This window comes from Gordonia otitidis NBRC 100426 (assembly GCF_000248075.1).
GTDB lineage: Bacteria > Actinomycetota > Actinomycetes > Mycobacteriales > Mycobacteriaceae > Gordonia > Gordonia otitidis.
Genome location: NZ_BAFB01000251.1, coordinates 1 through 21,987, shown reverse-complemented (window position 1 = coordinate 21,987; position 21,987 = coordinate 1). Strand labels below are relative to the sequence as shown.

The 21,987-nt window shown below is 65.1% G+C and carries 19 protein-coding genes and 1 pseudogene; 8 read left to right on the top strand and 12 right to left on the bottom strand.

The window, feature by feature from the left end; genetic code table 11:
- The 5 genes from GOOTI_RS23770 to GOOTI_RS23750 form a co-directional block, all read left to right on the top strand.
- A partial coding sequence (locus GOOTI_RS23770) for a cysteine desulfurase (protein WP_007241154.1) occupies positions 1–1,233 on the top strand: 1,233 nt, incomplete at its 5' end.
- Between the two features lies 1 nt (position 1,234).
- On the top strand, positions 1,235–1,705 hold the full coding sequence (gene sufU, locus GOOTI_RS23765) for a Fe-S cluster assembly sulfur transfer protein SufU (protein WP_007241153.1): 471 nt from the start codon (positions 1,235–1,237) through the stop codon (positions 1,703–1,705).
- Positions 1,702–2,166: a metal-sulfur cluster assembly factor gene (locus GOOTI_RS23760; RefSeq protein ID WP_007241152.1), complete on the top strand. Its 465-nt coding sequence runs from the start codon at positions 1,702–1,704 to the stop codon at positions 2,164–2,166. Before sufU ends, GOOTI_RS23760 begins: the two co-directional genes overlap by 4 nt.
- A 33-nt stretch (positions 2,167–2,199) precedes the next feature.
- A complete protein-coding gene (locus GOOTI_RS23755) occupies positions 2,200–3,594 on the top strand; it encodes a 3' terminal RNA ribose 2'-O-methyltransferase Hen1 (RefSeq protein WP_007241151.1) in 1,395 nt (464 codons plus the stop codon).
- Positions 3,591–6,161 carry a polynucleotide kinase-phosphatase gene (locus GOOTI_RS23750; RefSeq protein WP_007241150.1) on the top strand — a complete coding sequence of 857 codons (2,571 nt, stop codon included), beginning with the start codon at positions 3,591–3,593 and terminating at the stop codon, positions 6,159–6,161. Before GOOTI_RS23755 ends, GOOTI_RS23750 begins: the two co-directional genes overlap by 4 nt.
- A gap of 119 nt (positions 6,162–6,280) precedes the next feature.
- On the opposite strand, the pseudogene GOOTI_RS27320 reads toward GOOTI_RS23750, so the two are convergent.
- Positions 6,281–6,589 (bottom strand): annotated as a pseudogene (locus tag GOOTI_RS27320) (NmrA family NAD(P)-binding protein); the annotation flags it as partial.
- A gap of 122 nt (positions 6,590–6,711) precedes the next feature.
- On the opposite strand from GOOTI_RS27320, the gene GOOTI_RS23745 reads away from it, so the two are divergent.
- Entirely contained in the window at positions 6,712–7,155 is a 444-nt protein-coding gene (locus GOOTI_RS23745) for a DnaJ family domain-containing protein (protein WP_007241149.1), read from the top strand.
- A 414-nt stretch (positions 7,156–7,569) separates the two neighbouring features.
- On the opposite strand, the gene GOOTI_RS23740 is transcribed toward GOOTI_RS23745, so the two are convergent.
- The 3 genes from GOOTI_RS23740 to GOOTI_RS23730 all read right to left on the bottom strand — a co-directional run bounded on the left by GOOTI_RS23740 (position 7,570) and on the right by GOOTI_RS23730 (position 10,051).
- Positions 7,570–8,322 (bottom strand): restriction endonuclease, encoded by a 753-nt coding sequence (locus tag GOOTI_RS23740; RefSeq protein WP_007241148.1) that lies wholly within the window; start codon positions 8,320–8,322, stop codon positions 7,570–7,572.
- Between the two features lie 113 nt (positions 8,323–8,435).
- Positions 8,436–8,900, bottom strand: coding sequence for a VOC family protein (locus GOOTI_RS23735; protein WP_007241147.1), 465 nt, complete (start codon positions 8,898–8,900; stop codon positions 8,436–8,438).
- Positions 8,900–10,051, bottom strand: a complete 1,152-nt coding sequence (locus GOOTI_RS23730; protein ID WP_007241146.1) for an FAD-dependent monooxygenase — start codon at positions 10,049–10,051, stop codon at positions 8,900–8,902. Before GOOTI_RS23730 ends, GOOTI_RS23735 begins: the two co-directional genes overlap by 1 nt.
- Before the next feature lie 113 nt (positions 10,052–10,164).
- Between GOOTI_RS23730 and GOOTI_RS23725 the strand changes: the two genes are divergently transcribed.
- Positions 10,165–10,752, top strand: coding sequence for a TetR/AcrR family transcriptional regulator (locus GOOTI_RS23725; protein ID WP_138985376.1), 588 nt, complete (start codon positions 10,165–10,167; stop codon positions 10,750–10,752).
- 6 nt (positions 10,753–10,758) lie between these two features.
- Here the strand turns inward: GOOTI_RS23725 and GOOTI_RS23720 are convergent, their stop codons facing one another.
- Positions 10,759–11,904: a lycopene cyclase family protein gene (locus tag GOOTI_RS23720; protein ID WP_007241144.1), complete on the bottom strand. Its 1,146-nt coding sequence runs from the start codon at positions 11,902–11,904 to the stop codon at positions 10,759–10,761.
- Positions 11,901–12,701: an SDR family oxidoreductase gene (locus GOOTI_RS23715; protein ID WP_007241143.1), complete on the bottom strand. Its 801-nt coding sequence runs from the start codon at positions 12,699–12,701 to the stop codon at positions 11,901–11,903. Before GOOTI_RS23715 ends, GOOTI_RS23720 begins: the two co-directional genes overlap by 4 nt.
- Before the next feature lie 86 nt (positions 12,702–12,787).
- On the opposite strand from GOOTI_RS23715, the gene GOOTI_RS23710 reads away from it, so the two are divergent.
- Positions 12,788–14,416, top strand: coding sequence for an ABC-F family ATP-binding cassette domain-containing protein (locus GOOTI_RS23710; RefSeq protein WP_007241142.1), 1,629 nt, complete (start codon positions 12,788–12,790; stop codon positions 14,414–14,416).
- 11 nt (positions 14,417–14,427) lie between these two features.
- Here GOOTI_RS23710 and GOOTI_RS23705 read toward each other — a convergent pair whose 3' ends face one another.
- The 6 genes from GOOTI_RS23705 to GOOTI_RS23675 form a co-directional block, all read right to left on the bottom strand.
- A complete protein-coding gene (locus tag GOOTI_RS23705) occupies positions 14,428–15,027 on the bottom strand; it encodes a class F sortase (protein ID WP_007241141.1) in 600 nt (199 codons plus the stop codon).
- Positions 15,024–15,977, bottom strand: coding sequence for a SpaA isopeptide-forming pilin-related protein (locus tag GOOTI_RS26970; RefSeq protein ID WP_233425572.1), 954 nt, complete (start codon positions 15,975–15,977; stop codon positions 15,024–15,026). Before GOOTI_RS26970 ends, GOOTI_RS23705 begins: the two co-directional genes overlap by 4 nt.
- Before the next feature lie 134 nt (positions 15,978–16,111).
- A complete protein-coding gene (locus tag GOOTI_RS26965; RefSeq protein ID WP_233425571.1) occupies positions 16,112–16,831 on the bottom strand; it encodes a hypothetical protein in 720 nt (239 codons plus the stop codon).
- A 128-nt stretch (positions 16,832–16,959) separates the two neighbouring features.
- Positions 16,960–18,507 carry an acyl-CoA synthetase gene (locus GOOTI_RS23685; protein ID WP_007241137.1) on the bottom strand — a complete coding sequence of 516 codons (1,548 nt, stop codon included), beginning with the start codon at positions 18,505–18,507 and terminating at the stop codon, positions 16,960–16,962.
- 106 nt (positions 18,508–18,613) lie between these two features.
- Positions 18,614–19,192 carry a TetR/AcrR family transcriptional regulator gene (locus GOOTI_RS23680; protein WP_007241136.1) on the bottom strand — a complete coding sequence of 193 codons (579 nt, stop codon included), beginning with the start codon at positions 19,190–19,192 and terminating at the stop codon, positions 18,614–18,616.
- A 13-nt stretch (positions 19,193–19,205) separates the two neighbouring features.
- Positions 19,206–21,987: aconitate hydratase (locus GOOTI_RS23675; RefSeq protein ID WP_007241135.1), on the bottom strand; the 2,782-nt coding region annotated here is incomplete at its 5' end.

Here is a 21,987-nt window from a genome sequence, read left to right as displayed (position 1 = left end):
ATCCGTGCCGATTTCCCGATTCTGACGCGCACGGTGCGCGACGGAAAGCCGTTGGTCTACCTCGATTCCGGTGCCACCTCGCAGCGTCCCGTGCAGGTGCTCGACGCCGAGCGTGAGTTCCTGACGACCCACAACGCAGCCGTGCATCGTGGTGCGCACCAGCTCGCCGAGGAGGCAACCGACGACTACGAAGGTGCCCGCGAGAAGATCGCGTCGTTCGTCGGGGTCACCGCCCCCGAGATCGTGTTCACCAAGAACGCCACCGAGTCGTTGAACCTCGTCACCTACACGCTCGGTGATGATCGCAGCGCACCACTGTTCGGTGGCCGCAGACTCGGTGAGGGCGACACCGTCGTGATCACCGAACTCGAACATCACGCGAATCTCGTTCCGTGGCAGGAGCTGTGCCGACGCACCGGCGCGACGCTGAAGTGGTACGGCGTCACCGACGACGGGCGAATCGACATGGACTCGCTCACACTCGACGACACCGTCAAGGTCGTCGCATTCACCCACCAGTCGAACGTGACCGGCGCGGTGGCCGATGTCGACGAGCTCGTACGCCGCGCACGTGCCGTCGGCGCGCTGGTCGTCCTCGACGCCTGCCAGTCGGTCCCGCACATGCCCGTCGACTTCCGTACTCTCGACGTCGACTTCGCCGCGTTCTCCGGACACAAGATGCTCGGTCCGTCGGGGGTCGGTGTGCTCTACGGCAAGGCCGATCTGCTCGCGGCGCTGCCGCCGTTCATCACGGGCGGATCGATGATCGAGACCGTCACCATGGAGGCCACGACCTACGCCGACCCGCCGCAGCGGTTCGAAGCGGGCGTACCGATGACATCCCAGGTCGTCGGACTCGGAGCAGCCGTCGACTACCTGGCCGCGATCGGCATGGACGCCGTTGCGGCGCACGAACATTCACTCACCGAGCACGCACTGCGCGCACTCGGCGAGATCCAGGGACTGCGGGTCGTCGGGCCGACGACCACCGACAACCGCGGCGGTGCGGTGTCGTTCCTGGTCGACGGAATCCATGCGCACGACCTCGGCCAGATCCTCGATGACGAGGGCGTCGCCATCCGTGTCGGACACCACTGCGCGTGGCCACTGCATCGACGCTTCGGTGTCGCGGCCAGTGCGCGCGCGTCGTTCGCCGTCTACAACACGCTCGACGAAGTGGACGCACTGGCAGCGGCAATTGTCAAGGCGCAGAAGTTCTTCGGGGTCGTCTGACATGCGCATGGAGCAGATGTATCAGGATGTGATCCTCGATCACTACAAGCATCCGCACGGGCGCGGACTCCGCGAACCGTTCGGGGCCGAAGTCCATCACGTCAACCCGACGTGTGGTGACGAGGTCACCTTGCGTGTGGCTCTGTCGGACGACGGCAACACGGTGGCCGACATCTCCTATGACGGCCAGGGGTGCTCGATCTCGCAGGCGTCCACGTCGGTGCTCTTCGATCAGCTCGAGGGCGCCAGCGTCGACAAGGCGTTGGAGACGGTCGCCTCGTTCAACGCGATGATGACCTCCCGTGGCTCCGACGAAGGAGACGAGGACGTCATCGGCGACGGGATCGCGTTCGCCGGCGTGAGCAAGTACCCGGCGCGTGTGAAATGTGCACTGTTGGGCTGGATGGCGTTCAAGGACGCACTCGCCCAGTCCGTCGAAGAGCGCGAATCAGAACAGGTGGAGACCTCATGACCGAACAGCCCACAGCTCAGACCGCGACGGCTGCAGACGCCGCCGATGAAGTTCAGGCGACTGATACCCAGGCAATCAAGACCGACGCAGGTGAGACCCAGCCGGCCGACCAGCCCGCGAGCACCATGAGCGAGCCCAGCACGTCGCTTCCGGAGATCTTCGACGTCGAGGAAGCGATGCGCGACGTCGTCGACCCCGAACTCGGCATCAACGTCGTCGACCTCGGCCTGGTCTACGGCATCGAGATCACCGACGACGCGGTGGCCAAGATCGACATGACACTGACGTCGGCGGCGTGTCCGCTCACCGACGTCATCGAGGACCAGTCGCGTGCGGCGCTGATCGGCAGCGGACTGTGCACCGAGTTGGAGATCAACTGGGTGTGGTTGCCGCCGTGGGGTCCCGACAAGATCACCGACGACGGCCGCGAACAGCTACGCGCACTGGGCTTCACCGTCTGACAATTCGCTTGTGCCGCCCCATAGGGTGAAGGCGTGTTACTAGCCCTCGAGATTGCACGAACCGCTGCTGATGGCGGCCGATCGCTACCTCCCGCGACGGATCTGGGCTTTCTGCTGCACAAGCATCCCGACCGGGTGCAGCGCTTCGCCACCACACAGGGGGAGGCGACGGTGTTCTATCCCGTCGCAGCGGCTGATCGCTGCCGCGTCGTCCTGCACGTCGACGGCAGCGGTGCCCGCGTGGACACGCATACCGACGTCGACCGATACGTCAACACGATTCCGTACGCGGCGTCGACCCGCCTCGTGGTCGCGATGGGCAAGGTTTTCGGTGACGCCATTGCAGGACGCTGTCCGAGCCGCGCGGAAATCGTCGACCATGCGTGGGACATGACGGTGTCGATTCCAGCAGTTCCCGTGCGGGCGGAGCTGAGGCCTGAGGACGTGTTCGGGCCCCTCGGCTGGTCGGTGACGGCGCGTGCCGAGCCGCTGATGCCCGCAGACTGGGGTGACTCCGACTTCGCGACCCTCACGTTGTCCGGCCGATTCACGGTGCGCGACAGCCTACGACACATCGCCGTCGCACTGCCTGCCCTCGCGGGCGACAAGCACTATTTCGTCGATGACGACGAGGTCGACAAACTGCTCCGCCTCGGGGACGGCTGGCTCGCGGAGCATCCCCGACGGGACGCGATCGTGCGTGGGTACCTGAAGCACCTGGGCGGCCTGACGACGGAGGCGCTCAGTCGGCTCGGCTCGGATCGTGTCCCTCCGGAGAGTGCCGAGGACGAGACACGCGCCGTCGAAGCCGACCGGCGAAGCCCCGATACGCGAAGGACGCTGGCCGATGAGCGTATTGCGACGGTCGCCGAGATCATCCGCGGCACGCAGGCGCGTTCGGTGCTCGACGTCGGTTGCGGCGAGGGGCGCCTGCTCGCCGCGCTGTCCGCCGACAGCACGGTTACGCGCCTCGCCGGCGTCGACGTTTCGACCGACGAATTGCGTACGGCTGCAGGACGACTCGAGCGTCGGCGGGGGATCGAACTATGGCAGTCCTCGCTGCTCTACACCGATGAGCGCTGCCGCGGATTCGACGTCGTGGTCCTTATGGAAGTGATCGAGCACATCGATCCCGGCCGGCTGCCGGTTGCCGTCGACTCGGTTTTCGACACGATGCAACCCGGTGCTGTGATCGTCACCACACCGAACGCCGAGTACAACCCGGTCTACGGCCTCGACAACGGCTTTCGTCATCCGGACCACCGCTTCGAATTCACCCGCGACGAGTTCGAGTCGTGGTGTGGACGGGTGGCAGCCGACTATTCGTACGAGGTGACCCTGTCGGGGATCGGGCAGGTCGCCGACGGCGTCGGAACCCCCACGCAGAGTGCGGTATTCCGACGAATCGACGTGGGAGGTGCTCGATGACGGTCATCGAACTGCCCAGGTTGTGCCTGGTGGTGTTGGTCGGGGTGTCGGGCGCAGGCAAGTCGACGTTCGCGCACAAGCACTTCGCGCCAACAGAGGTGCTCTCGTCGGATGTGTTCCGAGGACTTGTCGCCGACGACCCGAGAGACCAGTCCGCCACAGGTGACGCGTTCGGTGCACTGCTGGACATCGCGGATCGTCGACTCCGCCGTGGACTACTGACCGTCGTCGACGCGACGTCGGTGCGGCCTGAGGACAGAAAAGTGCTGCTCGATCTCGCCAAGGAGCGGGACGTGTTCGCCGTGGCGATTGTGCTCGACGTAGGGCTCCCCGATCTCGAGCGGCGTGCGGAGAACCGCCCCGACATCGATCCAGGTGTGATCGGACGCCAGCACCGACTATTGCACCGGCACGGAAAAAGCCTCCGCAAGGAGGGATTTCGATTCGTCCACACGCTCGACGGGGTCGATGCGATCGACGAGGCGCGGGTTGTGCGTACCCGGCTCTTCAACGATCGCACCGACGAGCACGGACCGTTCGACATCATCGGTGATGTCCACGGCTGCGCACGAGAACTGTGTGCGCTGCTCACCGCACTCGGCTGGACTGTGCGGCGCTCGCAGGCGGGCGACTTCCTGGGCGTCGACGCTCATCCTGACGGGCGTCGTGTGATCTTCGTCGGTGATCTCGTCGACCGGGGCCCCGACACCCCGGAGGTGCTGCGGATCGCCATGTCGATGACCGCCGACGGGCAGGCGTTCTGCGTACGTGGTAATCACGAAGAGAAGTTGCTCCGCGCGCTGCGTCAGCGGCGGTCGAGGTCGGCGACCACCGAGCAGGCGGCCCGGCACGGACTCGCCGAGTCACTCGAGCAACTCGACGCCGAGCCGCCCGAATTCGTCGCCGAGGTGCTGGATTTCATCGATGGCCTGGTGTCGCACTATGTCTTCGATGACGGACGTCTGGTGATCTCCCACGCCGGGTTGCCGCAGCGTTACCACGGGCGCACGTCGGGCAGGGTGCGGAGTCTGGCCATGTACGGCGAGACGACCGGTGAGACCGATCGGTGGGGTTACCCGGTGCGTCTGGACTGGGCGCGCGATTACCGCGGTGACGCGCGGGTCGTGTACGGCCACACCCCGGTGCCGCTGCCCGAATGGGTCAACAACACACTCTGCGTGGACACCGGTTGTGTGTTCGGTGGACGGCTCAGCGCGCTGCGCTACCCGGAGAACGACGTGGTCGGGGTGGCGGCTGCCGAGACGTACTGGCCGTCGGAGCGACCGATGGGTTACGGCGACTCGGACGCCGACGAACGCGTCCGCTCTCGTCTGCGATTCGACGACGTCGTCGCAGGTGACAAGCGGCTGATCTCGACACGGTTCGGTCCGTCGGTCACCGTGCGCGGCGACCGCGCCGCGTCGGCGCTCGAGGTGATGTCGCGTTTCGCGGCCGATCCCCGCTGGCTCCGGTATCTGCCGCCGACGATGAGTCCGGTCGGCGCACAGAGTGCCGACCTGCTCGAGGACCCCGATGCCGCATTCGCCTACTACGCCCAGGCGGGCGTCGACACGGTGCTCTGCGAAGAGAAGCACATGGGCTCGCGTGCGGTGGTGGTCGTCACCCGTGACGCACGCGCGGCCAGGCGGGGCTTCGGCATCGACGGGCCCGGCGCGCTGTACACCAGAACCGGCCGCATGTTCTTCGACGACGAGACCACCGCTGGGCTACTGCTGCGGGCACGCAGCGGGGCGTCCGAGCTGTTCGACGCGCTGGACTGCGACTGGGTGATTCTCGATGCCGAATTGCTGCCGTGGAATATCAAGGGGCAGCAGCTGATTCGCGACAACTTTGCAAACCTCGCCGCAGCGGCGTCCGTCGAACTCGACGCATACGCCGGTGAACTCGACACCGCAGCCACGCGGGGGCTCGACGTGGGCAACCTTCGGGATTCGGTGCACAGCGAGCGTGCGGACATCGACGCTTTCAGTTCCGCATATCTGCGGTACGTGACACCGGGCGCAGGCATCGACGACGTGCGCGTCGCGCCGTTCGAGGTGCTTGCAGCGGGCGGAGGCGAGTCGGTGTCGCGGACGTTCGAATGCGAATCGCACCTGTGGCACCTCGACGTCGCCGACCGACTCGTGCGCTCTGAACCCTCGTTGTTCGCGCCCACGGCACGACACCTTGTCACGATGACCGATCCGTCGTCACGTGCCGCGGGCACGCGCTGGTGGGAACGAGTCACGGCTGACGGAGCGGAGGGCATGGTGGTCAAACCTCTCGCGAACATGGTGCGCGACAAGAAAAATCGTCTCGTGCTCCCCGGTGTGAAGGTTCGTGGCGAGGAGTACCTGCGCATCATCTACGGCCCGGGGTATCGCCATGACCTTGACCGGCTGCGATCCCGCGACCTGCGGCACAAGCGGTCGATGGCGATGCGCGAGTACCAACTCGGTCGCGAAGCTCTCGCCCGGCATGTCGACGGCGCGCCGCTGTGGCGGGTCCACGAGTGTGTATTCGGCGTCCTGGCACTGGAATCCGAGCCGGTGGATACTCGGCTCTGAGCTGAGGAGGCACCATCACCGCTCGGATTCACGGTGATCCGCGTCCTGTCACAGCGTCTGCTGTCGGCAGCCACTCGTCGACGCTGAGCAGGAACGGGAATCGTCTCCGCACGCGAGGAAACCGGGATCATCTCCGACGAGCTGTACACGAGGTGCTCAACCCCGGTCTCGCGCGCCAGGTCGGCCACCATGATGCCGGCGGCGACCTCGGATTCGTCGGACATCGGCCGGCCCGGTTGTCCGGAACTCGGTTGAACGCTGAAGACGCTGTCTGCCCCCTCGAATGCCGAACGAATCGATGCGCTGTCGGCGAAGTCTCCACGGACCGTTTCCACGCCGGTCGCAGCCAACTGTTCTGCGCGCGGCGTCGACTGGTCCCGGACCACTGCTCGGACCTTCCAGCCCGCAGCGCGCAGGGCTCGGGCGACCGATCCTCCCTGCTACTTCGCACGCTGGGCAGAACAGCACCGGCTCTCTGTGCTCTACGACGGATAGGGGCGATGGGGCGAGCGCGTGCCGTGGCATCCCGAATACGTGGCACCCTGGATACATGGACGAACCAGAGCGACGGTTTCGTCGTGTCCGTCGATGGAAGCCGCCCACATACGAGACCCGCGTCGAGAAGATGATCCGCGAGGCCACCGAGCGGGGTGAGTTCGACGACCTGCCGGGCATGGGGAAACCGCTCGATCTCTCTGACGCCAACGATCCGGATTGGTGGGTCAAACGCAAGATCCGCGACGAGGGGCTCGATTCCACGGCACTGCTGCCCGGCTCTCTGCAGCTACGCAAGGAGGCACAGGGATTTCCCGCTTCTCTGGTCGATGTCGCCGACGAAGCCGCGGTCCGTGACATACTCACCGACTTCAACCGTCGGGTTCGAGAAGCTCATCTGACCACGCGCGCGGGTCTTCCGTCGGTCGTCACCGCGCACACTGTCGATGTCGACCGGCTTATCGAGGAGTGGCGCGACCTCAGGGAGCGGCGTCGGTGACCGTGTCGACAGGTGGATATCCACGGTCGTCAAACGATACGGTTCACATAACGGCAGGTGTGAGACGGTCACGCTGACCGCACACGACGGCATCATCGATTGAAGTTGGAATGAACGTAGGATCCAACGCCAAGAGATCGTACCGGTGCGACCCTGATCTGTTGGTGGGCGAAAATTGAGAACTCGCCAACGCTCGAACTCCAGAAGTATGTTGGTACCCCGTGCAGGTCTGGGGTAGCAACTACCAAGGGTCATTCGATCTTGTTGAGAATCTATGACGGGACGTCGCCGGCTCGATCGATGTGTGGCGAATGGCGTATGGCGCGCAAACTTCTACTGCTCTTGTTTGCGGCTGTAAATCGCGTGATCGAGATCGGCCAACCTGGTCGGTCGAGAATAAGTGACGATTACGACTCACTTCTCTGATCGGAAGACCCACCAGCCGGCGGCAACTAAGAGTGCGAAAAGCAGGAGTCCGCCAACGAGGGAAGCGATGCCGGCAGCCGTGCTGCCCGACAGCAGTCGGTCGATCCCGACGTATGTCAAGAAAACTCCGACGGCGAGCATCGCGAGTGGCAACACGACGGTGAGAAAGAGAGTCAGTACATTTTCAAAGACATTGCGCCACGGTGATTCTTTCGTAGGTCGGCTGGGCGATTGAGCCTTCGCTACTACAGATGGGTACTTCTTCTGATACGCGCGAGCATGCTTGTTTGCTGGCGTAATCTTTCCGCCCTTGGTGAACACAAACAACACCATGCCGATATCGTCGGCATACTGAGTCGCGAATCTACTGTAGCCGCCCTTGGAGAAGAAGAACATCTTCTCATTTCGCTTCCAAGTGCGCTGACGGTGAAGCCATGCACCCGCGAATTCTTGTGTCGTGGTTCGCGGGATTTGTTTGCTGTGCCACTTTACCTGGGCGATGGCGCCTGTCGCAGTGACGTCGACCCCCCGGTCGGGACCGGTTCTGGACCGCTTCGCGTCACTGAATCCAATGTCGCGCATAATCTTGGCGGCGCGCTCCTCGGCCTCTTTCGCTTCCTGCTGAAGCTCGCGGGAGACTCCAGGAATGTGGGCTACGACCGCGTCGATGATTGGCGTTTCAGACCCCGCTCCAGCGGTCTCGGTGAATTCTTCGCCACTCGCAGAGGCATCAGTGACCATCGGTCGACATCACCGTCCGTTTCAGAATTCGCGACACTTTCATCGGAATATTTTGCATCTCGCGAGGACGCTTCGCCAGTCGAGCGAGCGTGCAATCTGCACAGGCGCGCACATCAGGTGGGATCTGTCGTGACCGGGTCCACCACCACCGAGCGGTCGAACGTCGCCGACTCGAATCCTCCCTTGGGATCTGTATAGATCTGGATCGTCATGCCGTCCGGTGTCGTCAGGCGTACGACCTGTCCGATGTAGCCGGTGATCGCGCGCGTGTGCGGCACCTGTTGCCGATCGAGATGCGTGATCCACTCCCGGAGTGTCTTCTCGTCGGCGACTCCGAAGGTCACGGGATCGAAACCCGAGACTCCTTGCGCTGCACTTGGATTCAGGCGCAACTCGACGAGTTGATGCACGCCCGGTATCGAGATCACCACGGCGTAGCGCTGCCTTGCCGAGTCGTGGTGGTCGAATCGCCTGATGTGTTCGGCACCGAAAACCCGTGCGTACCAGTCGATGCTCTGCTCGAGGTCGGAGACGGGAAACTTGAGGTGGTGGACTCCGGTGAGCGACGGCGACGTCATCACGCCACCAGCTCTGCCATGTGCAGCGCCATCTGCTTGCGGGCGGGCGGCAGATGCCCGATCGCGTTCATCGCGAGGTCACGCAGCTTCATGGCGAGCGGATTCTCGGCGACCGACGCGGAGGTCATGATGTTGGTCAACCGCACGGTGGACGCCGCGATCGGTCGTCGACGGTGTTCGTAGGTGTCCAGGTTCACCGTCGGTGTCGATGACAGGGCCGCGGCCAGGACCATGCCGAGCTCGTAGGCGTCCTGGATGCCGAGATTCATTCCCTGGCCGCCGGCCGGGCTGTGCACGTGGGCGGCATCGCCCGCGAGGAAGATGTCACCTTTGCGGAAGCGTTCGGCGATGCGGTGGTGGACACGGAACTGTGATCCCCACGCAATGCGGGTGACCCTCGATCCGGTCGGGCCGCGGGTGTCGAGGACGTCCTGAACCAGAGCGACGTCGACGTCGTCGACCTCGTCCGGCCATGTGAACAGGACCCTTCGTCGGCCTTCGGGCAGTGGCCCGCTCACAACGATTCCGTTGGGGGAGAAGAAGTTCTGCACCTCGTCGAAACGCAGCGGCCAATCGCTGAACTCGGCGTCGGCGAGTACGAACGACTGCGGATAGTCGCCGCCCACGAAATCGATGCCCGCCGATTCGCGCACAACCGAGTGCGTGCCGTCGGCACCGATGACGAATCGCGCCCGGACGGTCTCGCGTCCATCGGGACCGTCGACGTCGACGTCGATGCCCTCGCCGGTGTCGTCGAGCCCGACAACGGTGTAGCCGCGGGTGACCCGGCCGCCGAGATCGTGCAGTTTGTCGGTGAGTACCTGCTCGGTTCGCCACTGCTGAATGGTGGTGACGTGCGGATACCTCGTGTCGAGGTCGGCGAATCGCAGTTCGTTGAGTAGCTTCTCGCGGTTGCGGAACGTGAAGTACGGGACCACGACACCCTCGGCCACGAGTGTGTCGGCGACACCGAGTTCCTGCAGGATCTCCATGGTCCGTGCCTGAATGGCCGCAGCTCGCGAGGCATTATGGCCCTCGGGCTGCTTGTCGAGGGTGAGTACGTTCCGGCCTGCGCGTGTCAGGACGGTGGCGGCGACGAGTCCGGTTGGGCCTCCGCCGACGATCAGTACGTCGATGTTCTCGGGCAACATGTCCTTCTCCTTGATCGGGTGAGGATCTGCGCGCGATGCGCACTCCGGTGGATCAAGTCAGTCAACGCGTGTTGGCCAACGTCTGTTGATCATAACCCGTTAGACTTGTCGGTATGCAACATGTGGCCGGTATGACAAAGAAGGAGAGAGCGGAGCGCTCCCGTGCCGCGATCCTGGTCGCGGCACGGGAACACTTCGCGCGCAGTGGTTTTGCCGGTGCAACTGTGCGGGCAATCGCACAGGACGCCGATATCGACCCGTCGATGGTCATCCGCTACTTCGGCGACAAGAGGGGCCTGTTCACCGCTGCGACGACAGTCGACGTCGACGTCCCCGACCTCGCCGCGCTACCGGAGGATCGTCGCGGCGCAGCGGTCGTCGAACACTTTCTGCGCATCTGGGACGATGCCGAGTCGCAGGACCTGCTCAGTGTGCTGCTCCGAAGTGCGATGACCGACCCCGTTGCGCGTGATCGTGTTGTGGAGATCGTCGAGGAGCACATGTTGCCCATGGTCGCGGCGGTGGTACCGGACGAGGGCGAGGCAGTGGTGCGCACCGGCCTTGTTGCCACACAAATCCTGGGATTGGCTTTGTGCCGCAAGGTCTTGGCTCTCCCGTCGGCCACCGAGGTCACCGCGCAGACACTGGTGAGGACCGTCGGGCGCGCGATCCAGGATTACCTGACGGCACCCCTGGACTGACCGGGATCAGTCGAGGGCGACGTCAGGCCATCCACCCCCGGCCACCGCGCCGCGACCGACCTTCAGTCGCGTCCGCATGCCGACCTTGCAGATCACGCGTCCCATCGCCTCCAACGTCCCGGCAAGGTCATCGCGCCCGCTGAGGTAGCTGCGTTGGGCGCTGATCGGCATGGTGAAGAACGCCTCGAAGAAGTCGAGGGTCTCATCGGCTGAGAGACCGAGCAGCGCCGACAGTCCGCGTACCCGCAGCTCATGCACCGAACGCACTGGCGTTCGCCACAGTGCGGCCACGGGGTCGGCACCCTCGGCGACCGCGGTCGCGACGATATCCGCGCATGCCAATGAGGCGGCCACGCTGTAGCCCGTCGTTGGATTCTTCAGCCCGCCCGCGGCCCCGAACCGGAACACGGGGTCCTTCCACGGCGTCGTCGACGCGCCGACGAGGGGAAAATTCACCGACTCCGTGCGGAGCACCGACGGATGATTGTCGCCCAGTCTCACCAGGAGCCGGTGGTGGAGCTCTGCGAGCGGTAGCGCGGGATGTCCGGCCAGACAGGTCTCTTCGAGCAGCACTGTGCCGTCGCCGAGAGGTACGGCATAGAGGAACGACGGAAGTGGCGAGCCCGCTGCGCCGAGTTGTCGGGGGCCCGTCCACTCCATGAGCAACGCGCCCGCACCGTCGAGAATCGGCTCCGCGTCCCGGGCGTCGACGACGATCCCGAACGCCGTCTGATAGGGCGCATCGTGTGGCAGAGCGCCGCGGCAGTCGATGATCTGCTCGGCATGCAGCACCGAGCCATCCGTGCAGACCACCTCCCGTGGCGACACCGAGGTCGCGGTCGACCTCACCAGCGCCACCCCGCCGAGATCCAATTCGGCTGCGAGGGCTGCATTGTCGAGCACCGTGTAGCCGCGGGCGATCTCGTGGCGGGTTCGAGCGTGGACTGCAACGGTGTCCATCCGAGAGGCGAATGCGTTGTCGCTCAGCCAGTTCGGCAACTCGTCTGTCCACGCGGCATACGTGGCCTGCCAGGTTCTGTCGGGATGCGGATCGACCAGGGTGGTGCTCACCCCATGCTCACGCAGGCGATGCGCGAGCCCTCGTCCCGCGGGACCGCCACCGACGACGATCGCCGTTCGCGACGGACTCACATCGATCCGGTGGCCAGCAGTCCGCCGTCGACCTGCAGGGTCTGGCCGGTGATCCAGGATGCGTTCTCGCCGACCAGAAATGCCGCAGCCTGTGCGATGTCCTCCGTGCTGCCGAGCCGTCCCAGGGGATAGCCGGCAACGGCGCGGGCTTCGTTGTCACCGGCGATGAGCGCGTCTGCGAACTTCGTCTTCACGATGGCCGGTGCGATGGCGTTGACGCGGATGTGTTTCGGACCCAGTTCCCACGCCAGTTCGGCGGTGAGACGGATCAGTGCCGCCTTCGACGCTCCGTAGGCGGCGATCACGCCCGTTGATCGCAGGCCCGCGACCGAGGCTATGTTGAGCACCGCACCGCCGGAGTCGGCCATCCCTGCGCGGTAGGCCTCCTGCACGAATCCGAGGGCGGCGACCACGTTGGTGTCGAAGATCTTGCGCACCGCATCGAGATCGGCGTCGACGAGCGGTCCGTAGGTCGGGTTGATGCCGGTGTTGTTGACCAGGATGTCGATACCGCCGCCGAGGCGGACTGCGGCCGCCACCGCGTCGACGCGGTGGGTGGCGTCGCCGGTGTTTCCGGGGCAGACGTCGACCTCTGCCCCGTCGACCGCGGCACGAATCGACTCGGCGGCCTCGTTCAGCGGGTCGGGTTTACGGCCGGTGATCACCACACTGGCGCCCCGACGTGCGAGTTCGGTGGCGATGGCCAGGCCGATGCCGCGACTCGCGCCCGTGACGAGGGCGGATCGTCCGCTGAGATCGGTCGGAGAAACGGAAGTGTCAGCTGTGCGTTCGGTCACCTTGCCACCGTATCGAGCGACGTGGGGGCTGCGTGGGTCAGCGGGGTGGAAAAACCACTGGTTGCCGCACAGTAGACTGGTATGTCGTGATCACCGCGACCGACCTGGAAGTTCGAGCGGGCGCTCGGACCCTGTTGTCGGCGCCCGGCTCCGCGATGCGAATCCAACCTGGCGACCGTATCGGACTCGTCGGACGTAACGGCGCAGGAAAGACCACCTCACTGCGTATTCTCGCCGGCGAGACGGAGCCGTACGCGGGCACGGTGACGCGCACGGGTCAGCTCGGATATCTGCCGCAGGATCCCAAAGAGGGCGATCTCGACGTCGTCGCGCGCGACCGTGTGCTCTCCGCGCGGGGTCTCGACGAGATCATGCACCAGATGGAGAAGCAGCAGGCCCTCATGGCCGAGGCCGCCGACGACACCGTCCGCGACAAGGCCGTCGCCAAGTACGGCCGACTCGAAGAGCGCTTCTCCGACCTCGGCGGCTATGTCGCCGAATCGGAGGCAGCACGGATCTGCAGCAGCCTCGGCCTGCCCGACCGCGTTCTCGGTCAACCGCTGCGCACATTGTCCGGCGGACAGCGTCGTCGCATCGAACTCGCACGCATCCTCTTCGCCGCGTCCGACGGCTCGGGTAAATCCGATACGACGCTGCTCCTCGACGAACCGACCAACCACCTCGACGCCGACTCGATCACCTGGCTGCGCGGATTCCTGCAGAACCACGAAGGCGGACTCGTGGTGATCAGCCACGACGTCGATCTCCTCGCCGATGTCGTCAACAAGGTGTGGTTCCTCGACGCGGTGCGCGGGGAGGCCGACATCTACAACATGGGATGGAAGCGCTACCTCGACGCCCGCGCGACCGACGAACAGCGCCGCAAGCGTGAGCGCGCCAACGCCGAGAAGAAGGCGTCGGCGCTGCGCGCGCAGGCCGCCAAACTCGGCGCGAAGGCCACGAAAGCGACTGCGGCACAGCAGATGCTCAAGCGTGCCGACCGGATGATCGATTCGCTCGACGCCGAGCGGGTGGCGGACAAGACCGCGCGTATCAAGTTCCCGGAACCGGCGGCGTGCGGCAAGACCCCGCTGATGGCCTCGGGTTTGAGCAAGTCCTACGGCTCGTTGGAGATCTTCGCGGGGGTCGACCTCGCCATCGACAAGGGCAGCCGCGTGGTGGTGCTGGGCCTCAACGGAGCGGGAAAGACGACGCTGTTGAAGGTTCTCGCGGGAGTCGAGGCGCCAGACACCGGAACGCTCGAACCGGGTTACGGACTCAAGATCGGGTACTTCGCCCAGGAACACGACACGCTCGACGACATGGCGACCGTGTGGGAGAACATCAGGCACGCGGCGCCCGACGCGGGCGAGCAGGATCTGCGTGGACTCCTCGGAGCGTTCATGTTCACCGGTCCTCAACTCGATCAGCCCGCGGGAACGCTGTCGGGCGGTGAGAAGACGCGACTCACTCTCGCAGGACTCGTCTCGTCGGCCGCCAACGTGCTTCTCCTCGACGAGCCCACCAACAACCTGGACCCGATCTCGCGTGAGCAGGTCCTCGACGCCCTGCGCAGCTACACCGGAGCCGTGGTTCTCGTGACCCACGACCCCGGTGCCGCAGCCGCGCTCGATCCGCAGCGGGTGATCCTGTTGCCCGACGGCACCGAGGACCACTGGAGCGAGGAGTACCAGGAGCTGATCGAGCTCGCTTGATCCGCGGTTGATCAGGCGCGGGTTGCCCAGGCGATCACGTTGTCCTTGTAACCCAGCGGTGGTCCGACGAACTGGCCGCCGCACGTGACGAGGGCCAGTGTCTCGGGCCCGTCGACGCGGTTCAGTTCGTCGGAGGGGAACCCGGTCTCCTTGTCGGCGTTCTGGATTCGTGTCACACGGTAGTTGATCTGCTGACCGGACGCAGTGGTCACCGCGACCGTCTCGCCCGGTTTCATCGTCGCGAATCGCGCCGCGAATCCCGTGCCCTGGTCGGCCTCGTTGACGTGGCCGGTGACCACGATGGTGCCCTTTCCTGATCCCGGCAGCGAGGAATCGACCCACCATCCGAGACGGCGTACGTCCTGCGGCGGCAGCAGCGCCCCGGTCGTGTCGGTTGCCACTGCCTCGGTAATTGCTGAATCACCACCTACGGCAATGCTTTTCGGAGCGGACTTCTCGTCGGTGCGGGCGGCGACCGGCGCCGGCAGTTCAGCCTGCGCCGACGGAGCGGTGGCCGCCGACTCACGGTCGCTCGTCGAACACCCGCCGATCACCAACGCGAAGCCCAGTGCCACCAGGCAGAACAAGGCGCGCATGCGTGGCCCGTTCATGGCTGACTCACCGGTCCCGACGGAACAGACGACAACGGGACCCGCGAGGCCGGATGACGGTCGCTGACGTGTCCCACCGGCGTGTTGTAGACGGTCACCGTCGACACCTTGTCGGTCGAGACGTCGACAGTGTATGTACGATCTTCGGCGACATAGCCTTTCGGTGCTGTGATCTCACGAGCCCGATAGCATCCGGGTGCGACCTCGTGGTTGACGACGCCACCGTCACCGGTCGTCACCGTTCCCAGTGACTGCCCCGAACACGTCGACAATGCGAATCCCGCGCCGGGCAGCTTCGCTCCGGTGATCCGATCGGTCTTGACCAGCTGGAGTATTCCGGTCGTGCCATCACCACCGTCGTCGACCCTCGCAAACGAGATCTGGATGTGGTTGCCCAGCAACCCCAACTCGACGTTGCCGCTCCCGGAGATGAGCTTCAGGCCGTCCGGCCACGCGAGCGTCTCGTATCGATAGGTACCGACGTTGAGAGTGAGGTCGGTTGGCGCGGTCGCGAGGGTCACCGCTCCGGTCTGGGTGTTGGTGAGGCGGATACGCACGTTGTCCACCGGCGTGATGCCGCCGTCATAGGGAATGAACGATGCGACGTACAGATGTGCGCTCCCCGACTCCGGTGGAGTCGACGGAACACTCGAACTCACCGAGGTCGGGGCCTGCACGGGTGTAGACGGGTTGGGGGACGACGGATTCGGCGCCGACGGCACGGTGGGTGACGGGTCGGTCGTCGGCGGTGTGGTGGTCGTTGTCGGTACCGCCGTCGTCGGCGTGTCTACTGACGTCGTCGATGGAGACGACATCGACGGCGGCGGTGTGTCGGCCACGCCGACGGCGGGTGTCGCCACGGCGCCCACGAGAATCCCGGCCGCAAGCGCGGTGATCACTCGGCGTCTGGGCCGAAAACTGTTGTGGCAGTGCGTGATGTGCTTGGACATTGTCACTGAGCCTTTCATGGGGTGGACGGGCCCCGACACCCGGAATGTCGACTACATCGGTGGTTGCGTTATCGCAGTGACGCGGTGCGAGCCCTAAATCATTCGCATGCCGTACGCGCAGCGGTCCACGGCGGTCACGGCCGGTCGACGGGTCCCGACGGGATCGAATCCAGTGGAGTGCGGGCGCCGGGATCGCGACCGGGGACCACTCCGGTCGACCCCTCGTCGACTGCGAGACGGATGAGATAGGTGGCGCTCTGTCCTCGCCGCACCGTCACGCCGTCCGTCGCGGGACTGACCAGTCGCAACCCCTTCGGCACACTGACGACCGTGAACTTCAGCCCGCCGTGAGAGGTCTGCAGCGTCGCCGGTGTGGTGACCGTGTAGGAGCCAGGCCAGGTGACCCGCACCGTGACCCCGTTCACGGTGTCGTGCGCGCCTTCGAGAACCGCGTTCAGGTGCACTGTGCTGACCGGGAGCGAGCCATCAGGTGGTGTCGTGGTGGGCGGTGTCGTGGTCGGTGGGGTCGTGGTGGGCGGTGTGGTCGTCGGTGGGGTCGTGGTGGGCGGTGTGGTCGTCGGTGGGGTCGTGGTCGGCGGTTCGGTGGTGCCCGGAGGTGTGGTGGTTGCCGGGGGAGTCGTCGCAGGCGTTGTGGAGGCGGCAGAGGAACCTGCGGGGACGGAAGGGTCGTCTGCATGTGCGGGTGCCGTGCCGGCTACTGCCGCAGCCATGGTCAGAACGAAGGCTCCCAGCAGGAACGCTGCGCGTAATATGCCGCGCTGCAGGCGAACTCGCGAACAGGCGAGACGTGCGGTGTGGTGCCGTCGAAGACGGCGTGACTCGGTGGTGCGCATGGCGCGCTCTCGATCTCCCCGACCCAATTCGGATCACTGTGTGACCCCCGATACTGTCTCTGTCCGAATCGGGAAGAAGATCGTTAACAGGCGCGAAGAACCGTTACCGGCGCGTTATCGACGGTCATTCAGACGGTCGACGGCCAGTACGCCTTGCGCAGTTGGCCTTTCACCAGCTTGCCTGTCGGTGTGCGCGGGAGTTCGTCGACGAAGTCGACGGTGCGGGGCGATTTGTATGGTGCAAGGGACTCCCGCACGAAGTCGAGCAACTCGGCGGCGAGTTCGTCGGACGGTGTGTATTCGGGGGCGAGTTGGACGCACGCCTTCGCCACTTCGCCGAGATCGTCGTCGGGGACGCCTATCACCGCGACGTCGTAGACGGCCGGATGGTTGATCATGACGTTCTCCGCTTCCTGCGGGTAGATGTTCACGCCACCGGAGATGATCATGAACGCCTTGCGATCGGTGAGGTAGAGAAAGCCATCGTCGTCGACGTAGCCCATGTCGCCGGTGGTGGCCCAGGTGGGGTGATCGGGGTGATAGGCGGACGCGGTCTTCTCGGGATCATTGTGGTATTCGAACGCCGGGGTGTCGCGTTCGAAGTACACCAATCCCACTTCGCCGGTCGGCACCTCGGCGCCCGTCTCGTCGCAGATCCTGATGACTCCCATACCGGCTCGACCGACCGAGCCCGGATGGGTCAGCGCATCCTCGGAGCCGATGAAGGTGGCGCCTGCGGCCTCGGTCGATGCGTAGTACTCGTAGATCACCGGACCCCACCACTCGATCATGGCGCGCTTCACCTCGGCGGGGCACGGCGCGGCAGCGTGGATGGCGACCTTCAGGCTCGAGACGTCGTAGCCGGTGCGGACATCCTCCGGCAACTTCAGCATCCGGATGAACATCGTCGGCACCCACTGGCTGTGCGTGACGCGGTACTCCTCGATCAGTTGTAGGGCGTCGATCGGGTCGAAGTGGTCCATGAAGACGACGGTGCCGCCCGTCGAATTCGTCACGCCGCAGAACCGCAGCGGCGCAGCGTGATACAGCGGAGCAGGGGAGAGATAGACGCTGTCGGAGTCGAATCCGTACATCGGGCCGAAGATCTCTGTGTAGGCGTCGGGAACCTCTGCCACGTTCCCCACAGGAAGTGGTGTGCGAATTCCCTTGGGGCGTCCCGTGGTTCCCGACGAATACAGCATGTCGGTACCCCGGGGCTCGTCGGTGCGGGGGGTATCGGGCGCAGCGGCGAGGACGGCGTCGTAGTCGTCGAAACCGTCGATCCGGCCACCCCAGGCGATCCGGTGTCCTGGTACGGCGAGAGCCGGGATCTGCCCGGTCTGCGATACCGCATCGGACACTGTCGCGTCGGCGAACACGACCTGTGCAGCGCTGTCGGTGAGGATGTAGTCGGTCTCGTCAGCGGTGAGATGATGATTGACCGCCGTGACGTAGAGCCCGCTGCGCAGCGCGGCCCAGTAGACCTCGAACATGTGTAGGTCGTTGCGGGACACCATGGCGATCGTGTCACCGGGACGCAAACCCAGTGCCTCAAGGTGGTTGGCGAGACGCGCGGAATTGTCGTCGAGTTCCCTGTAGGTGAGGCTCAGTCCGCGAGCCGCGTCGATGATCGCAGGCTTGTCGGGGGTGGTGGCGGCGATGACACCTGGGAACACGGGCTCTCCTCTGATCGAACAGCATGTACGGCTCCGTGTGATCCTATACCGAGCGATCGCTCGGGGTGAGTGGAATCACGGACACCCGCCGTCGACGAGGACCTGGCTAACCCTCCACACTGCTCGGCGCCCGTACCGACGCCTCGACGAGGTCCAGCACGGCGTGCAGGTCGTCAGTCGGGCGACCGGAGGCGAGTCTGGTGATCAAGCCGTCGAGCACGAGGTCGAGGTAGGCGAGCAGGACGTCGGTGGGAACGTCGTCACGCAACCGCCCGGTCTCCCGACCACGCTCGAGCCGATCGAGGGTGGCCTTCTCCAACTCCGCGGAGCGTTCGAGCCATGCGGACCGGAACGTCGGATCCGTTCGCAGCTTGCGCGCGATCTCCAGTCGCGTACCCAGCCAGTCGAAATCCTGTGGGCGAGCGAGCATGTCGCGCATGACCTGGACGAGACCCTGCTCCGCGGCCACGTCGGCCATGCGCTCGGCGTCTTCGCGAGCGAGTGCGAGGAAGAGTGCTTCCTTGTCGCGGAAATGGTGAAAGATCGCGCCACGAGACAGTCCTGTGGACTCCTCGATGCGTTTGACCGTCGCTCCGTCGTAGCCGTACTCGGCGAAGCAATGCCGCGCGCCGTCGAGAATCTCCCGACGACGCGCGGCAAGGCGGTCATCACTGACCTTGGGCACTGAGCTCGCCCTGTCAGCTCTTGATCATGTTGCGGAGCACGTACTGCAGGATGCCGCCGTTTCGGTAGTAGTCGGCCTCACCGGGTGTGTCGATGCGCACCTTGGCGTCGAACTCGATCTTCGAGCCGTCCTCCTTGGTGGCGGTGACGTGAACCGTCTTCGGCGTGGTGCCGTTGTTCAGTTCTTCGATGCCGGTGATGTCGAAGGTCTCGGTTCCGTCGAGGCCCAGCGACTTGTGCGACTCGCCGTCAGGGAACTGCAGCGGGATCACACCCATACCGATGAGGTTCGAGCGGTGGATACGCTCGAAGCTCTCGGTGATGACGGCCTTGACGCCCAGCAGGCTGGTGCCCTTGGCGGCCCAGTCACGCGAGCTACCGGTGCCGTACTCCTTGCCGCCGAGCACGACCAGCGGGGTGCCCTGCTTCGCGTAGTTCTGCGCGGCGTCGTAGATGAATGACTGCGGAGCACCCTCCTGCGTGAAGTCGCGGGTGTAACCACCAGTGACATCGACGAGCTGGTTGGCGAGACGGATGTTGCCGAAGGTCGACCGGATCATCACCTCGTGGTTGCCGCGACGTGCACCCAGCGAGTTGTAGTCCTTGCGGGCCACACCATGTGCGTCGAGGTACTGCGCGGCAGGGGTGCCGGGCTTGATCGTCGACGCGGGGGAGATGTGGTCGGTCGTGACCGAGTCGCCGAGCTTGGCGAGTACACGAGCACCCTTGATGTCGGAGACCGGGTCCGCCTCGAGCTTCATACCCTCGAAGTACGGAGGCTTGCGCACGTAGGTCGACTCGTCGTCCCAGTCGAAGGTCTTGCCCTCGGGAGTGGGCAGGCTCCGCCACCGCTCGTCACCCTTGAACACGTCGGCGTAGTCCGCCGCGTACTGCTCGGGGCTGATCGAGCTGGCGATGGTCTGAGCGATCTCCTCGTTCGACGGCCAGATGTCCTTCAGGAACACGTCGTTGCCGTCCTGATCCTGGCCGAGCGGGTCGTTCTCGAAGTCGAAGTCCATCGTGCCCGCGAGTGCGTAGGCGATGACCAGCGGCGGTGACGCGAGGTAGTTCATCTTCACGTCGGGGTTGATACGACCCTCGAAGTTGCGGTTACCCGAGAGCACCGCGGTGGCGGTCAGATCGTTGTCGTTGATCGCCTTCGAGATCTCCTCGGGCAGCGGGCCCGAGTTGCCGATGCAGGTGGTGCAGCCGTAACCGACCAGGTAGAAGCCGAGCTTCTCGAGGTACGGCCACAGACCGGCCTTCTCGTAATAGCCGGTGACGACCTGCGAACCGGGTGCCATCGAGGTCTTGACCCACGGCTTCTGGGTGAGACCCTTCTCGACGGCCTTCTTGGCGAGCAGGCCCGCGCCGAGCATGACCGACGGGTTCGAGGTGTTGGTGCAGCTGGTGATCGACGCGATGGTGACGATGCCGTGGTCGAGAATCATGTCACCGCGCTCGGGCGAGGAGATCTTGACCGGCTTCGACGGCCGTCCCTCTGCGCCCTTGCTGGCGTTGTGGGCGGGCTCGTAATCGTCGTCGGCGAACGACAGCTTCGCGCCGTTCGGGTCGAGTGCGGGCGCATCCGACGCCGGGAAGCTCTCGGCGTTCGACTCGTCGACACCGTTGTAGGCGGGGGTGTTGCCCTCTTCGACGTAGTTGTGGATGTCCTTGCGGAACGCGTTCTTGGCGTCCCACAGCTCGATGCGGTCCTGCGGACGCTTCGGGCCGGCGATCGAGGGGACGACCGTCGACAGGTCGAGTTCCATGTACTCGGAGTACGCGGGCTCCTCGGCGTCCTTCTCCAGCCACATGCCCTGTTCCTTGGCGTACGCCTCGACGAGGTCGAGGGTCTCCTGGGGGCGGCCGGTGAGCTTGAGATAGCTGATGGTCTCACTGTCGATCGGGAAGATCGCGCAGGTCGAGCCGAACTCCGGGCTCATGTTGCCGATCGTTGCGCGGTTGGCCAGCGGAACCTCGGCGACACCGTTGCCGTAGAACTCGACGAACTTGCCGACGACGCCGTGCTTGCGCAGCATGTCGGTGATGGTCAGCACGACGTCGGTCGCGGTGACGCCGGGCTTGGTCGCACCTGTCAGCTTGAAGCCGACGACGCGGGGGATCAGCATCGAGACGGGCTGCCCGAGCATTGCCGCCTCGGCCTCGATACCGCCGACGCCCCAGCCGAGCACGCCGAGACCGTTCTGCATCGTGGTGTGCGAGTCGGTGCCGATGCAGGTGTCGGGGTAGGCGACGTCGGTGCCCTCGGCGTTCGGTCGGACCATGACCGAGCGTGCGAGGTGCTCGATGTTGACCTGGTGGACGATTCCGGTGCCCGGCGGCACGACGCGGAAGTCGTCGAATGCGCCCTGGCCCCAACGAAGGAACTTGTAACGCTCTTCGTTGCGCTGGTACTCGATCTCGACGTTGCGCTCGAAGGCCTGTGCGTTGCCGAACGCCTCGATGATGACGGAGTGGTCGATGACCATCTCGGCGGGCGCAAGCGGGTTGACCTTGTCGGGATCGCCACCAAGTTCCTTGACGGCGTCGCGCATGGTGGTCAGGTCGACCACGCAGGGCACGCCGGTGAAGTCCTGCATGATGACGCGTGCGGGCGTGAACTGGATCTCGATGCTCGGCTCGGCCGAGGGATCCCAGTTGGCGATCGCGGTGATGTGGTCCTTCGTGACGTTCGCGCCGTCCTCGGTGCGAAGCAGATTCTCGGCGAGGACCTTGAGTGCGTAGGGGAGCTTCTCGGTTCCCTCAACAGCGCTCAGCCGGTAGATCTCATAC

Bases quoted from the DNA above. Each gene is read 5' to 3' on its own strand.
- GOOTI_RS23760 (WP_007241152.1), top strand. From the start codon at position 1,702: ATGACCGAACAGCCCACAGCTCAGACCGCGACGGCTGCAGACGCCGCC.
- GOOTI_RS26970 (WP_233425572.1), bottom strand. From the start codon at position 15,977: ATGTCCAAGCACATCACGCACTGCCACAACAGTTTTCGGCCCAGACGC.
- GOOTI_RS23705 (WP_007241141.1), bottom strand. From the start codon at position 15,027: ATGAACGGGCCACGCATGCGCGCCTTGTTCTGCCTGGTGGCACTGGGC.
- GOOTI_RS23725 (WP_138985376.1), top strand. From the start codon at position 10,165: ATGCAACATGTGGCCGGTATGACAAAGAAGGAGAGAGCGGAGCGCTCC.
- GOOTI_RS23735 (WP_007241147.1), bottom strand. From the start codon at position 8,900: ATGACGTCGCCGTCGCTCACCGGAGTCCACCACCTCAAGTTTCCCGTC.
- GOOTI_RS23730 (WP_007241146.1), bottom strand. From the start codon at position 10,051: ATGTTGCCCGAGAACATCGACGTACTGATCGTCGGCGGAGGCCCAACC.
- sufU (WP_007241153.1), top strand. From the start codon at position 1,235: ATGCGCATGGAGCAGATGTATCAGGATGTGATCCTCGATCACTACAAG.
- GOOTI_RS23745 (WP_007241149.1), top strand. From the start codon at position 6,712: ATGGACGAACCAGAGCGACGGTTTCGTCGTGTCCGTCGATGGAAGCCG.
- GOOTI_RS23750 (WP_007241150.1), top strand. From the start codon at position 3,591: ATGACGGTCATCGAACTGCCCAGGTTGTGCCTGGTGGTGTTGGTCGGG.
- GOOTI_RS26965 (WP_233425571.1), bottom strand. From the start codon at position 16,831: ATGCGCACCACCGAGTCACGCCGTCTTCGACGGCACCACACCGCACGT.
- GOOTI_RS23740 (WP_007241148.1), bottom strand. From the start codon at position 8,322: ATGGTCACTGATGCCTCTGCGAGTGGCGAAGAATTCACCGAGACCGCT.